This window comes from Candidatus Hydrogenedentota bacterium, assembly GCA_035416745.1.
Classification (GTDB): Bacteria; Hydrogenedentota; Hydrogenedentia; order Hydrogenedentales; family SLHB01; genus UBA2224.
This window is the reverse complement of sequence record DAOLNV010000096.1, coordinates 3,370-17,632: the sequence shown is the minus strand read 5'-3', so window position 1 is coordinate 17,632 and position 14,263 is coordinate 3,370. Positions and strand designations below refer to the sequence as shown.

The 14,263-nt window shown below is 61.0% G+C and carries 13 protein-coding genes; 2 read left to right on the top strand and 11 right to left on the bottom strand.

The genetic code is table 11. The annotated features are described in order from the left end of the window. Window positions 1–184 precede the first annotated feature (184 nt). The 11 genes from PLJ71_19840 to PLJ71_19790 form a co-directional block, all read right to left on the bottom strand. The gene (locus PLJ71_19840; GenBank protein ID HQM50945.1) at window positions 185–967 is read right to left on the bottom strand and encodes a hypothetical protein; all 783 of its coding nucleotides are present in this window, start codon (window positions 965–967) and stop codon (window positions 185–187) included. 57 nt (window positions 968–1,024) lie between these two features. After that, window positions 1,025–2,368, bottom strand: a complete 1,344-nt coding sequence (locus tag PLJ71_19835) for an acetyl-CoA carboxylase biotin carboxylase subunit (GenBank protein ID HQM50944.1) — start codon at window positions 2,366–2,368, stop codon at window positions 1,025–1,027. Window positions 2,369–2,402: 34 nt separating this feature from the next. Further along, the gene (gene accB, locus PLJ71_19830) at window positions 2,403–2,873 is read right to left on the bottom strand and encodes an acetyl-CoA carboxylase biotin carboxyl carrier protein (protein HQM50943.1); all 471 of its coding nucleotides are present in this window, start codon (window positions 2,871–2,873) and stop codon (window positions 2,403–2,405) included. A 49-nt stretch (window positions 2,874–2,922) separates the two neighbouring features. After that, window positions 2,923–3,489 carry an elongation factor P gene (gene efp, locus PLJ71_19825; GenBank protein HQM50942.1) on the bottom strand — a complete coding sequence of 189 codons (567 nt, stop codon included), beginning with the start codon at window positions 3,487–3,489 and terminating at the stop codon, window positions 2,923–2,925. After that, window positions 3,486–4,559: a Xaa-Pro peptidase family protein gene (locus PLJ71_19820; protein ID HQM50941.1), complete on the bottom strand. Its 1,074-nt coding sequence runs from the start codon at window positions 4,557–4,559 to the stop codon at window positions 3,486–3,488. The genes efp and PLJ71_19820 overlap by 4 nt, the downstream gene beginning before the upstream one ends. Continuing rightward, on the bottom strand, window positions 4,556–4,990 hold the full coding sequence (aroQ, locus tag PLJ71_19815; protein ID HQM50940.1) for a type II 3-dehydroquinate dehydratase: 435 nt from the start codon (window positions 4,988–4,990) through the stop codon (window positions 4,556–4,558). The genes PLJ71_19820 and aroQ overlap by 4 nt, the downstream gene beginning before the upstream one ends. 11 nt (window positions 4,991–5,001) lie before the next feature. Then, window positions 5,002–7,482: an O-antigen ligase family protein gene (locus tag PLJ71_19810; protein ID HQM50939.1), complete on the bottom strand. Its 2,481-nt coding sequence runs from the start codon at window positions 7,480–7,482 to the stop codon at window positions 5,002–5,004. Between the two features lie 61 nt (window positions 7,483–7,543). Next, window positions 7,544–8,722, bottom strand: a complete 1,179-nt coding sequence (locus PLJ71_19805; protein ID HQM50938.1) for an MraY family glycosyltransferase — start codon at window positions 8,720–8,722, stop codon at window positions 7,544–7,546. Between the two features lie 15 nt (window positions 8,723–8,737). Beyond that, entirely contained in the window at window positions 8,738–9,847 is a 1,110-nt protein-coding gene (locus PLJ71_19800; GenBank protein ID HQM50937.1) for a glycosyltransferase, read from the bottom strand. Next, entirely contained in the window at window positions 9,844–10,941 is a 1,098-nt protein-coding gene (locus tag PLJ71_19795) for a glycosyltransferase family 1 protein (GenBank protein HQM50936.1), read from the bottom strand. Before PLJ71_19795 ends, PLJ71_19800 begins: the two co-directional genes overlap by 4 nt. Continuing rightward, window positions 10,932–12,059 carry a glycosyltransferase family 1 protein gene (locus tag PLJ71_19790; GenBank protein HQM50935.1) on the bottom strand — a complete coding sequence of 376 codons (1,128 nt, stop codon included), beginning with the start codon at window positions 12,057–12,059 and terminating at the stop codon, window positions 10,932–10,934. Before PLJ71_19790 ends, PLJ71_19795 begins: the two co-directional genes overlap by 10 nt. A 246-nt stretch (window positions 12,060–12,305) precedes the next feature. On the opposite strand from PLJ71_19790, the gene hrcA reads away from it, so the two are divergent. Beyond that, on the top strand, window positions 12,306–13,415 hold the full coding sequence (gene hrcA / locus PLJ71_19785) for a heat-inducible transcriptional repressor HrcA (protein HQM50934.1): 1,110 nt from the start codon (window positions 12,306–12,308) through the stop codon (window positions 13,413–13,415). 27 nt (window positions 13,416–13,442) lie between these two features. Next, complete coding sequence (grpE, locus tag PLJ71_19780; GenBank protein HQM50933.1) at window positions 13,443–14,120, top strand: nucleotide exchange factor GrpE; 678 nt, start codon at window positions 13,443–13,445, stop codon at window positions 14,118–14,120. Window positions 14,121–14,263: the final 143 nt, after the last annotated feature.

Here is a 14,263-nt window from a genome sequence, read left to right as displayed (position 1 = left end):
AGCCTTTTGCGCCGGGAGAGGGGGCGAAGAGGGGGTTACCGCTGTAATACAGGAAGCTCGTAGCGCATCAATCTATGCGTAACCGCACCGCGTTGCCCCGAGAATGCTTGTGCTGCCGCGAGTGCCGAACGTGATCCGCCCGCGGGCGCCAAGGCACGGGGCACTTTGTATTGGCGAAGCCGTGCTACCAGAGAGAGTTCTTCTCTTCGTCCGTCCCGGCTTCTTCGTTTTCTTCGCTGTCGGGTTCCTCGCTCTCGTACAGCTCTTCTTCGTCGCCGGGTTCGGGAAGTGGAGTGCCAGGAATGGACGGTTCGGCGAGGCCGGCTTCCTCTTCCTCCTCGAGGTGATGGATTGAGGCAGCCCCGCGTTCTTCCGCGGCGTCTTTCGGGGGAGGCGTTTCGGGTATGGGCTGTTTGGGGGCAGCCTCGGAGGTGGGCCTGTCACTGTCTTCGATGATGATGTCGACGATGTTCAGATCGGCCGTGACGGCGGTTTCGTCTCCGAGGATTCGCTTTGTCTGGTCGACGATGAACTCGCTCACCTTGGCCTCTACCTCGCGGGCGCTGACGTTGGCGGGCTTACGGAGCGTGACATCGGCCTGAATGTGGACGTTGCGGGCGTTATCGGACGGCGTAATCCGGGCGTTGATGCGTTTTGCCTCGGTAATCTTGCGGGTGGCGCGGTTCAACGTTTGTTCGACGGAATCCAGCTGGATACTCACGTTGCCGTGGGCTCCTTTGAAGGCAATCTTACGGCGTTCCCGGGCCCGCTGCGGCCAGGGCACAAGACCGACAATCGCGACCACGATCAGTAAACAGCCCAGACCCCAGCGAAGGGGAGAACTATCCGGAATTCTTGCCACGAGCATTTCATGGATTGTCGTGAGGTCGACGTAAAAAGCAAGAACGCCAAGAACCAGAAGGGCTGCACACATGGCGCGCCACAGGATAGCTTGAATCAAACGCATGGCCGATTTTCCTTTTTGCTTTCGCCGTTGCTCGAGCGTTCGAGCCCGCTAGCGCTATCATGCCGAACCGTTCACGTATTGATCAATTATATCAGGGCCGATGTCCCCGCGGCGAAAACGGTCTCCCGAGACAATGCGGGCACACAGGCGCGCCGTTGTCTTGATGCCGTCCGCGGCAAATTCCTGGAGGGCGGCGCTGAGGCGCTCGATGGCCTCCTGGCGCTCTTTGCCCCGGGCGATGATCTTGGCCAATAGGGCATCGTAAAAGCGGGGCACTTCATAGCCCGCGAAAAGATGGCTGTCGACCCGTATGCCGGGCCCCCCCGGCAGGTGGCAGCGCGCGACCAGTCCGGGCGATGCCGAAAAACCGTTTTCGGGGTCTTCGGCGTAAACGCGTGCCTCGATCGCGTATCCCGAGGGCCGGACATGCGCGTTGCTGAGGGGAAGACCGGAAGCGACGCGAATCTGTTCTTTTACGAGGTCCACGCCCGTCACCTCCTCGGTAACGGGGTGCTCGACCTGGATTCGCGCGTTGAACTCGATGAAATAGAACTGATTGTCCGGCGTCAGGAGGAATTCCGCGGTGCCGGCATTGGTGTAACCGATGGCTTTGGCTGCTCGAAGCGCGGCCTTGGTCATTCGCGAACGCAGAGAACTGCTGAGGCCGGGCGAAGGTGTTTCCTCGATCAGTTTCTGGTGGCGCCGCTGGATGCTGCATTCGCGCTCACCGAGCGTGACAAGTCTGCCGCTGTTGTCGCCCAGAATCTGGAATTCGATGTGGCGCGCATTTTCCATGAACTTTTCGAGGTACAGCCCTCCATCTCCAAAGGCGGTTTCGGCCTCGATCGCGGCCAATGCGACGGCGTTCTTGAGCGCGACGTCATTATGAGCGATCCGCATGCCCTTTCCGCCTCCGCCGGCGGCTGCCTTGATGAGCACCGGGAATCCGATTTCGCGCGCCAGGCCGAGCACCTTTTCAGGCTCTTCAATACGGCCTTCGCTTCCCGGCACCACAGGCACGCCAACGGCTTTCACGGTTGCGCGGCACGCCGCTTTGTCTCCGCTCAAGGCGATGGCCTCGGGGGCGGGGCCGATAAACCCGATGTCGCAGTCCTGGCAGATGCGCGCAAACTTGGGATTTTCGGCCAGGAACCCGTAGCCGGGGTGGATGGCGTGCGCGTCGCAGATTTCGGCCGCGGCGATGATGCTGGGGATGTGCAAATAGCTTTCCGTCGCGCTGGGGGGCCCGATGCAGATGCTCTCGTCGGCAAGCGAGGTGTGAAGACAATCCTTGTCCGCCGAGGAGTATACAGCGATGCTCGTGACGCCCAGCTCCCGGCACGCGCGAATAATGCGTACCGCGATTTCACCGCGATTTGCTATCAAAATACGTCGAAACATCCATCTTCTCTGCGGGTATTGTGCTCCGTAGGTGTCAATCGAGCGGTTCGACCGCGAACAACGGCTGCCCGAACTCCACCGGCTCGCCGTTCTCGGCGAGGACCTTCAGGATTCTCGCCGGAAAGTGTGTGGACACTTCATTCATGAGCTTCATGGCTTCGACGATACAGACGGTCTGATGTTCCTGAACCACATCGCCCGGCCGCACGAAAGGAGGCTGGTCCGGCGCAGGAGCCACGTAGAATACGCCCACCATGGGCGAGTTTATGGTAACCACGCCGCTGTCTTCTGAGAAGTTCGCGCCACGCGACACGGGGTGGGACGCGACGCCTGGACCGGGCTCCTCAATTTGAGAGTGGTGCATCGCCGGATAGGGGGAAACTGAGGGAAGAGGGGGCTGGCTTTTCTTGAGACGGATGCGTGTTCCGGCTTCCTCAATCTCGATTTCGCTCAACCCCGAAGCCTCAAAGACGTTCAGCAGCTCTTGAAGCTTTTCGATGTCCACCTTACCACCCTCCGCCGCCAGGGCGCGTTTCGCACGCTGATTTACATGCTTATTGCGTGCTTACCCGCTCGATGTATTGGCCCGTGCGCGTATCGATTTTGACCGTATCGCCCTCGTTGACGAACAGGGGCACCTGTATGGCCGCGCCGGTTTCGACGGTGGCCGGTTTCGTCCCCCCGGAAGCGCGATCGCCCTGCACGCCCGGATCGCACCGGGTGATCTTGAGGGTTACGGTGATGGGCAAATTCAGAGCAATAACCTTTCCTTCGTACATGAGCAGGCTGACTTCCTCGTTTTCTTTAAGCCAGTCGCTCTTATCTCCGACGATCTTGGGCCCCACGGGTATCTGCTCGAAGGTCTCGTGGTCCATAAAAAAATAGAGGTCGCCATCATTGTAAAGGTACTGGAAGGGCGTTTCGAGAAGGCGGGCCTCTTCGAATTTTTCTCCCGCGCGATAGGTCTTTTCGATCACGCGCCCGGTAACGACGTTTTTCTGTTTCGTGCGAACGAAGGCGCCGCCTTTGCCCGGTTTCACATGCTGGAAGTCCACCAACTCCATGAGTTCGCCGTTTTCAATAATGACAATGCCGTTCCTGAAATCCGCCGTCGATATCATGTTTGAATTACCCTCAACTCCTTGGACGTTTCTGAGAGCACGTCGCAGCCGCCTTGGGTCACGGCGACCAGATCCTCGATGCGTATGCCTCCCTGACCGGGCAAGTAAACGCCGGGCTCGATAGTAATTACCATGCCCGGTTCCAGTATAGTCTCGGATTCACGATTCATGCGGGGAGCTTCGTGGACCTCGATGCCCACGCCGTGCCCCAAGCCATGCCCGAAGTGCTTTCCCTGGCCCGCTTCTTCGATCAAATCGCGTGCCGTCGCATCCAACTCACGGGCCGAGATGCCCGGGCGTGCCGCCTCGAGGGCGATGCGCTGAGCAGTCAAGACCAGCTCGTAAGCCCCCTCGAACCACGGTTGCGGGATCGTACCGAAAGCGTAGGTTCGAGTCAAGTCGGAGCAATAACCATTGAGTCTGCAGCCGAAGTCGAGAAGGACGGCGTCGCCCGTCTTCAACGGCGTATCGTCCGGCGCGCCGTGGGGTAACGATGTGCGCGGTCCAAACAGGACAATGGTGTCGAATGCTGGCCCCGATGCGCCGCGCCGTTTGAATTCGTACTCGAAACGTGCCGCGAACTCGCGCTCGGTCGTGCCGGCGCGCAATTCGCACATCAGGTCGGCAAGCACGCCCTCGGCCAGAGCCGATGCCTGTCGAATGGCCTCTATTTCTCCCGGTTCTTTGATTTGACGGAGCGCGGCCACGATGTCGGCGTCAGGCTTCAATGTTGCGTCATGCGCCTGCTGGATTTCAGACAGTTGGGCAACGGTCAGCCCCTGGGGGTCGTAGACGGCGGTTCTTGCTCCCAGACCGGCCAGCCGCTCTGCCAGACGAGTGGGCAGACTGCCGGAGACCTCTTCGACGGCCCAGCCCTCCACCTGAATCTGGGCTTGTTCGGTGTAGCGGAAATCACACAAGAACACCGCCTCGGTATGGGTGACGGCGATGGCCGACGTCGAGCCCCTGAATCCTGAAAGATACTGGTTGGCCGGGGGGGACAGGCTGAAGAAAGCGTCGCCCCCAGCCGCTGCAAGCCGTTCGCGGAGTTTTGGAATTCGCTGTCTCATGCGCGAGTGACATTCTTGGCCGCGATAAGGGCCAGCCTGTAACTGTCCGCGCCAAAACCTGCAATTTGCCCTATTGCGACGGGCGCGATATGAGACTTGTGGCGAAACTCCTCCCGGGCGTGGATGTTAGACAAGTGAACCTCGATGGTGGGTATGCCCACGGCGGAGATGGCGTCGCGCAAGGCAACGCTGGTGTGCGTGTAAGCGGCGGGATTGATGATGATCACGTCGGCCCATCCGCTCGCCGCTTGTATTGCCTCCACCAGCGCGCCCTCGGAATTCGACTGAACCGTGCTGAGCTCGATCCCGAGGCGGCTTGCTTCCTCGCGGAGCATCCTGTTGATGTCGTCCAGGGTTGCGGAACCGTACGTTTCCGGTTCGCGGCTTCCCAACAAGTTCAAGTTTGGGCCGTGGATTACGAGTACTTTCATGAGGCGTTTCCTTACTCGAGACCTGCCCGGCGCCGGTTGGCATGGTAGTCCGCGACGCGAATTTCCTGTGCGCGTGCGGCCATTTCTCCGGCCTTTTTCTGCAGCGTCTCTCCTTGTTGGGTTTCACCCGATTGCGTCACGATATTTCCCAGTTCGCGAAGTACCCGGGCATAGTTATCCCATACAACCGGACTCGAAGGAAAGAGTACCGTGCTTTGTTCGTAATGCTCAAGGCTCTTGAAGAGGGTTTCGAGTTGTTTTTGCGGGGGCTGTTTGATTTGAGCCTGGGACCACAGCGCTGCCGCATACTGCTCATGGAACCACGCTTCATGGGGGCTTCGCTCCAGTGCCTTGCGCGCCCATTCCACGGATTGATTGCTCCATTCGAGCCGGGCCTCGTCCGATGCAGCTGTTTCTGAGAGCAGAGCGCACCACTCGGATATATGGACCGCCCGTATGGGGTCATGGGGGAAGATGGCGTCGGCCTCTTTCAACCGGGCAAGGGCATTCTCCGCCTCAGACACGCCCAGCTTACGCGCGGCTTCCGGGTCGGTCACGCCGAAATCAACGTCGGGACGCAGGGGCTCATGCGGGCCGAGTTGTCGCGGCGTCTTGCCGGGCTCGCCGCTCCAAAAGGCCCCGCACCGACGCAGCGCTTCTAGGTCGGGGACAAACGCAACGGCATCCCGGACCGGGATGCGCGCCCCTTGGCGGTCACCGGTGCGCTGGGAGGGCTGCGAAACGAAGAACTGCGCCGTCAACAACCTGCTCCGGAAGTCCGTTTCAGTTCCTGCGAGGGCATCCGCCCGGTGGACCCGGATACTCGCCGCGAGCACGACAGCCACACCGGCCAGGAAGACGGCGGCCATGGGGCGCGTGTATGGCGATACGGAACTCCGCTCCGGGGCACCGTCGGAAACGGCACAGAAGATGGCTGCGAGCAAGAAGGCGGTGCCGGCCAGGCTGGGATTGACGAAATCGAAGTCCACCACGGCATGAAGAAGAAACGCGAACACCCCGGCAAACAGGCCTGCCGCCAGCCACAGACGCGGCGCGTTCCGCATTTGGATGAGACGCCGGAGCGCGTGCAGCATGAATACGCCCCAGAACGCGCAAAACGTGAGCACCCCGAAAACGCCGGTTTCCGCGAAGATCTGCAGATAATCGTTGTGGGCGTGCTGTGTTTCGCCCGCGGTAACGTATTTGTAGCGCGGATACATCGCTCCGAAATTGCCGGGGCCGACGCCTGCCCAGAAGTTGTCGGCGATCATGGATAGCGCGGTGCGCCAGTATGTGGCGCGCAGGAACATCGTCGCGGGGTTGGCCAATTCGCTGGCAGTCATATCGACGCCTTCCGTGACCAACTCGGGCGAAGGGGCGGCGGTTGCCGGCGTCTCTGTTGAGGACACAAGCGCCGCGCCTGCCAGCAGGAGGAAGGTCGCGGCGGCCCACCGCCGCGGCAGGAGCCGGGGCTTCCGCAATAGGACATAGAGCAGGCATCCGGTGAAGGCTGTTCCCGCCAGGAACGCGAGCATTCCTCCGCGCGAGAAGCTGTACACGAGCGCCAGGAACGCCGCCGCGGCGAAACACGGAAGGACACATGAAGCAACGGTCCACCATCCTGCCAATAGCCCGTACTCTTTCGTCACCAGGTAGAGAATTGTCCCCACACCCACAGGAAGGAGGCCGACCCACAGGGTCCATTGGAGCCAATGGGCTGACACGGGGTCGTCCCGGTAAGCTACTGCCTGGAAAAGGGAAAGCGCGGTATAAGCGATGACGGCGGTTGCGGCCCACGACCCGATTGCCGCTGTTGCAGCCAGAGCGGCCCCCTCGCTTGGTGGCGATGAGGGCGCATCGGGCCGCTTCAATAAGGCGCGAAGGGTTCGAATGCTGTAAGCCGACGCGCCCAACGCGAACGGCACACACAGGACCATGTACCCTGCCAGGGCGTTGGGAAACAGAAATGTGCCAAACGCGCGATTGGTGTTGAGGCGCCGGGCGATCTCGGGGTTCAGCTCCGCGGCGCTGAAATACCGTTGCACCAGGGTTGGGTCCATCTTAACGCGGTCCCGCACCAGGGGGATGTAGTATTTGAGGTGCATGACGCTGAACGCGGCTTCCGCGAACGCGCCCGCCACGAATCCCGCCAAGACGATGGCGAAACTGCGGGGCTGGCGAAGGGTCTGGGCCGCGACGGCAAAGAGGAAGAAATGCCCCGCCCACACAATCAGGGTTCTGTAGCTGTTGTTGTACTGTACGGTATCCAGAGTTGTTAGAAATGCAACCCCCAGGAACGCGGCGAACAGGATGACAAGCAGTGGAAACCGTAACGCTTCGCGCCGGACCAGCATGCGCGCGGCCACAAGGGCAAACAGAGCAGCCTGCACCCAAAGGTAATAGTCGTTAATGGCGGGGAATGCCATCCCGTCACGCCAGGGGCGCAGCATGGCAATGCAGCCCAACACGAGGGCGGTCAGCAATTCGGCCACGGCGTCCTGTTGTTCCGTTCGAGACGGGGGCGGCGACGCGCCAACCTTCGCGGCAACGGCTTCAGAAGTGGTTGCCGTTCGGCGCGTTTTGCGTCTTCGTTGATTCACTTGATGGTACTCGCGATTGTTTGCTGCCCGCGCTCATTATGAGTACGAGGAGGAGGAACAATCCACAGGTTTGCGCCAGGATGATGATCGTGCCGATCGTATTGACTTGGCGGAGGAGACCGGCGCCCAAGCCCGTGACGGCCGCCACGAGGTAGATGAACTCGACCGCCTGTTGCTGGGTCATGCCGATGTTGACAAGCCGGTGCGAGAAGTGCCGCCGGTCGCCCTCAAAAACGGGCACCTTGGCCCGCCAGCGGATGAATACCACGCTCACCGTGTCAAAAATAGGGACGCTCAACGCGAGTAACGGCGCCGCGATTGCTATCCGAGACGGCGTGCTCTCGTTATAGAAGGTGATGAGTATGGACAGAGTAGCCAGAATGTATCCGCAGAACATGGCCCCCGTATCGCCCATGTAGATGCGGGCGGGATAGAGGTTATGAATGAGGAAACCGAGGACTGACCCGGCAAAGACCATTAGTAATACGCAGATGAAGGCTTCATCCGTGCGGAGAGCACAGATGAAGAACGAAAATGCGGCAATGGCTGCCACGCCAGCGCTGAGGCCGTCCATGTTGTCGAGCAGATTCATCGAGTTGGTCATGAAGACCACCCATAGGATAGTGAGCAGGGAGGAGACGACGTAAGAGGTGACCGGCCATGCCCCCAGCCAGGCTTCGGAGAAGAGATCGAGTTTCATGTCGCTAAGGACGAGAACTGTTGCGGCCACGCATTGGCCGAGCAGTTTGAGCCAGGGCCGCAAGGCCTTCAGGTCGTCAGTGAGCCCCAGCAGAGCAATCAGGATCCCGCCCGCGAAAATGCCGAGCAGCTTGATCTCGTGGTCTTTTCCGAGGAACTGAAACACGTGGGTTTCGAGCCACTGGATGCCGAACTCGCGTACGGGCTGAACCAGTACCAGGCTCCCGATGACCATGACGTAGAAGGTGACGATAATCGAGACACCGCCGAGCAGGGGGACGGCCTCTCGTTGCATTTTCCGCTCGCCCGGATGGTCCAGAATCTGCCAGCGCAAGGCAAGATACCGCACAACGGACGTGAGACCCATGGAAATCCCGAAGGACAGCCCGAGGGTGACGGCATAAATCAGATACCAGTTCGTCCATGTTCGCATATTCGCGTGCTTTTCCTATCGCAATGCCCCTTCATGCGCGGCCGTATACAGTTCGAACTCTCGCCGGGCCACGAGTTCGCTTCGGAACTCCTTCAGCACGCGTTCGCGGGCGAAATCGCCGAGCCGGCGGCGTTCTTCGGGGCGGGCCAGCAGGCGGTTGATGGCCTCTGCCAGTGCCCCGGCGTCGCGCGGCGGCACATTGAACCCCGTTTCGCCGTCCAGATTGGCCAATTCGACGCCCGTGCCCAGTCGTGTTGCGACTACCGGCTTGCCGCAGACATGGGCCTCGAGTATGGCGATCCCAAACGCCTCGCTGCGCGCCACCGACGGAAACGCAACTACAGCACATGCATGCAGATGGTCTACCAAATCCGATTGAGACAATTCCCCCGGAAAATGGATCGCCGCCCCGAGTTCAGCAGCCAGCCGCTGGCAGCGTTCTCGCTCCGGCCCGTCTCCCGCGATGACTACGGGACCGCGGATATCGGGCGCTGCCCGCACAAGATACTCAAGCCCTTTATAGTACCGGTGCTTGCCCGCGAACAATACGAATTGCCCCCCATACGCTTCCCGCAGACGATTGACATTGGCCGCATCGGGGTCTTCGAACGCTTCCGGGACGACTCCGAGAGGCACAACCACGCACCGGCCAGCCAATTCGCTCAACACGGTCGACGAGGCAACATACTGCGCCGATGTCGGCATAATAATAGCAGCTTTTCGCAGAAAATGCATTTGGATTGGCCGGTAGAACCGCATCGCGGAAGCTTGGCGGACCACGTCGCTATGGTACCGCACAACGAGGGTGCCAGGGGGGCGCGCGAGGAGGTATCCGAGCTCGGCGGTCGGGTTCGGCACGTGGACGACCAGTACGTCGGCTCGTATCTTGCGCAGGTAATATGGGAAGAGGGGTGATACGGGGGCGCTCTGAAACCGGCCCCACTCTCCCACCTCAGTGACGCGGGTGCCGTCGCGGTCCGCGACTCGGGTGTGGATTGAGCGGCTGCACGTCAGCGCCTCGACCTCAGCCCATTCGCGCTGGTAGCGGCAGCTTAAGGCGATGTGCCGCTCCATGCCGCCCCGGATGGGAGGGTCGAAGTCTTTATATACATGGAGGACCTTCATGTGCTGGCACACCCGGCCCAAACCGAACGGTAGACCTCGGCGGTCAACTCGGCCGTGCGTTGCCACGTGAACATGCCGGCGCGTTTTAAACCCTTCTCGCGCAAGGCAGTGCGCAGGGATGCGTCGGTGACAAGGGCCTTGATGCTTTCCGCTATTTCGGGGATATTCTGGGGATTGACCATGATAGCTGCATCTCCGGCGGCTTCCGGCATGCTGGCGGCATTCGACGTAAGCACCGGGGTGCCGCAGGCCATGGCCTCGAGGGGGGGAAGTCCAAACCCTTCGTATAGACTTGGCCACACGAATCCCTCCGCTGCGGTCAACAGCGCGGGTAGATCATTGCGGGGAATGAAACCGGGCATGACGATGCGGCTGGCGGCATCCGACATTGCGATCGCACGGCGCAGCGCCGCACATTTCCATCCCGGGCGCCCGGCGAGCACGAGGTAGTGGGGGATTTGGCGCGCGGCGAGGGTGAAGGCCTCCACAAGGCGCGCGAGGTTCTTTCGCGGTTCAAGGGTTCCCAGGAATAGCAGGAACCTGTCGGGCAGAGCGTATCGGCTGCGTACGCGATCGACGGCTTCTCCGGGGGCGGGCCGAAATATGGCATCCACCCCAAGGGGGACTACCCGAATACGAGCGCGTTCGAGCCCAAGGCGCTGCTCCAAGTCCGACGCGGTGGCTTTGGAGTCGGCAATGATTGCCTCGGCTCTTCGCGCGCTGCGAGAGATCATGGCGCGGTAATACAATGCATGGCCCCAGCGGAACCAGGCGGGGTTCACGAGACAGCTCACGTCATGCACGGTCAGTATGGCTCGGCCCGGGCTCCGCGCATGGCCGATACTCGCGGGGTAATGAACGAGATCCGCCTGCTCCAGCCATTCGGGCCGGCCGGCCAGGTACTGCAAACCTCGCGGACCGCGGCGGCGAAGAGGGACAACGGCCACATCCCCGGGCGGCGCCACGTCGCCGGGCCAGGCGAAAGCCACCTCGATATCAGGGGCGACGCGGGGAAGCCACGCAGCCAACTGAAGGGTATATTCGCCCGTTCCGCTTCTGTTTCCTGCCTGGGTCCCATCGACGATCACGCGCATGTCGTGACACTCCGGTAGACACCGGCAGTGCGCGCGGCGCAGTCGTGCCATGAGAATAGCGCGGCCCGGCGCCGTCCCGCTTCGGACAAGGCGTCTCGCCTGGCGGGGTCGTGAAGGAGCGCATTCATGGCTTCTGCCCAGGCATCGGTGTCGCCGGCGGGCAGGAGCACGGCGTCGGCGCCGGTAACTTCGGGAATGGCGGAATTGTCCGCCGCGATTACCGGGCATCCGCAGGTCATTGCCTCGAGTACAGGGAGTCCAAAGCCTTCGTAAAAGGAGGGAAAAGCGAACAGGTCTGCGGCAGAATAAAATGCGGCCAGTTCGGCATGGTTCTTCACGTAACCGGTCTGCACGACCCTGTCTTGCAGGTTTACCTCGAGCAGGGCCCGGTGGAACTGTTGGGGGTTCCATCCCGTAGCGCCGGCCAGGACCAGCTGATGGGGGACCTCATGGCGTATCTTCGAGAATGCCCGCAGCAAGAGCGGGACGTTCTTGCGCGGTTCGATGGTCCCTACGAACAAAACATACGGGCTGCGCACCTCGTAGTGCCTGCGCACATATTCTTCTGCGTCCGGCCGCCGCAGCGGCTGGAAATCTTCATCCACGGCGAGTGGCGCCACGGTCACCTTCTCGGGTGAAACGCCCAGATGGGCGACAATGTCACGGGCCGTTGATTCCGAATAGGCCAGTATGGCGTCGGCCTCCTGCGCGAAGCGGCCGATGCTTCGCGAGAACGGACCGACGATCTTCGGGCTGCAGAGGTGCGGGGCCGCCAGGAACGTCAAGTCATGAATGGTCAGTACCCGTTTTGCCGACGCGGTGGGCGGCAGGAAGAAATTCGTGGCGTGATAGACATCCACCCCATGGAGCAGGGTGTCGATGGGCGGCCAGTGAACCGTCTCCCACATGCGGTAGGCCAGGCGGGTCGGCACGGGCACGTGCCGGTGGCGGAGCGGGCCGGCGAATTGTGTGGCGTCCACGCGCCGCAAACCTGTCGAGAAGGCTTTGAAGGTCATGCCGCCCCCAGCACGCAGCAAATGCTTGACAAGATAGTAACAGTAGTTGCCTACGCCGGTCCGGGTCTGGGTCAAGGGGCCGATATCTATCCCAACGTCCATGGCTTCGCCCATGTGCCTCGTGTTAGACGCGCTCATAGTACGTTCGGTCAGGAGCAAAGTCAACTGACGGCAGTGTCGCGACCCCCGAATAGGCTCTAGCTTAAGATAATGTATCAAAATGAGTTATGTTTAAACGGGGACCGTTGTGATTCGCCCGATTTCTTGACACGCGCGATAAGGTATGTTAGACTCCGCTCGCTATTAGCACTCGGAGATAATGAGTGCTAAGCACGAGGATGGAGAGTCTTGGAGCAGGGCGCGGAACAGCTTGGTCCCCGGGAACGGCTCATTCTCCAAGCCGTGGTTCACCTATACATCACTACGGCGGAGCCGGTGGGCTCGCGTGCCATCGTGAAACGGTTTGGCCTGGACCTCAGCGCGGCAACCGTGCGCAATGTGATGGCGGACCTGGAGGAGGCTGGCTATCTGCGCCAGTTGCACACGAGTTCCGGACGGGTTCCCACGGACAAAGGGTACCGTTACTACGTCGATTTCCTGATGAACGTGCAGGAATTGACGCTTTCGGAGCGCGCCCGCATTCACCAAGAGCTCTCGCAGAAGCTCGATGATGCCGACGAGGTCATTCGTAATACGAGCCGCTTGCTGGCCCTTACGTCACATCATATGGGACTTGTCGAAGCGCCGGACGAGCGGAACGCTGAGGTGTGCCGCGTAGAGATGGTCCCGGTCGGCGCCCGTCGCGTGGGCGTGGTGCTGGTTGATAACTATGGCCGCGTTCGGACTCTCGTGACAAAGCTCGGCGAAGACTTGTCGGCCGAGAGGATACAGCGGATCGGGCGCTTTTTGGACACGAACTTCCGAGGCGTGTCAGTTGAAGGGTTGCGGGCGGCGGTGTCGGCTCGGACGTCGGCGTTTCTTGATGAACAGCGGCGTTTGGCCGAGCAGGCGCTGGACGTGCTCGCGTTGATGCCTCCGAGCCGCCAGGGCGAGGTCGTTCTTGAAGGCACGTCGCAACTGTTCGAGCAGCCGGAGTTTCGTGACGTCGAGCGCGCCCGGCAGGTTTTTGGCTTCTTCGAGGAACACGACCGCCTGGTGGAGTTGTTGCGGTCGGCCGTTCGCGACGGGGAGCCGTTGCGCACGTCAATCGTCATTGGCTCGGAAGTGCCGGACGAGGAATTGCATGAAATCAGCATCGTGGTGTCCCCGTACCACGTTGGCGACAATCCCGCCGGAATGGTAGGGGTGATCGGTCCTCGCCGGATGGAATACTCGCGTCTGGCAGGTCTGGTCGAGTATACGGCCGCCCTTTTGGGCAGCTATTTGAGCGCAATAGCGGGCCTTACCGTTGATGATGGCAGCGGCGTCACGCCGTTGTTGGAAAGGCCCCGGGAATGAGGCCAGTGAATAGAGACTGTGGAAGGAATGAAGAAGAAAAGCACGAAGAAGACGTTTTTGGAAGAACAACTCGAAGCACAAACCCGACAGGAGGGTGAGTCCGGGCAGGCGGAGGCTTTCCAAACACAAGAGCGGACGCAGGAAGCGCCCCGTGCGGCGGAGTCCGCGAGTGTGGAAGAACCAGCGGGAGCCGAGGCGGCGTCCGTGGAAAGGGAGGCGCTGGTCACCCTGATTGCCGAGCGCGACCAGCTGAAGGATCAACTCCTGCGGGCCCGTGCTGAATTCGAGAATTTTCGCAAACGTACCACTCGGGAAATCGACCGTTTCCGGAGAACCGCTGAAGAGTCGCTTGTTCGGGATCTCCTGCCTGTGATAGACCATCTTGAATTGGCGCTGAAACACGCCGATCAGGCCTCGCAGGCCGTAGTGGATGGTGTGCAGATGGTTGCCCAGCAGTTTGCCGAAGTGCTCAGCAGCCACGGGGTCGAGCCCATCCCGGCGTTAGGTGAAGTGTTTGACCCGAATGTCCACGAAGCGATAATGCAGCGCGCCGATGAAGCCGGCGTGCCGAATACGGTGCTGGAGGAGTTTCAGCGGGGATACCGAATGGGCGATTTGATCCTGAGGCCCTCGAAAGTAGTGGTCTGCTCAGCTCCCGCGGAACCAGCCGCGGAGCCGCTTGATGAAGTTTCCGAGGAAGCCTAGACGCGTTTGGCGGCGGCGGGCAGCTAACGAGCCCGCGTGCCGCCGGGCGTTGCGTATCATTACAATCCAGTACAGGGAGGTTGTCAGAAGATGGGTAAGGTAATCGGCATCGATCTGGGAACGACAAATTCTTGCGTCGCAGT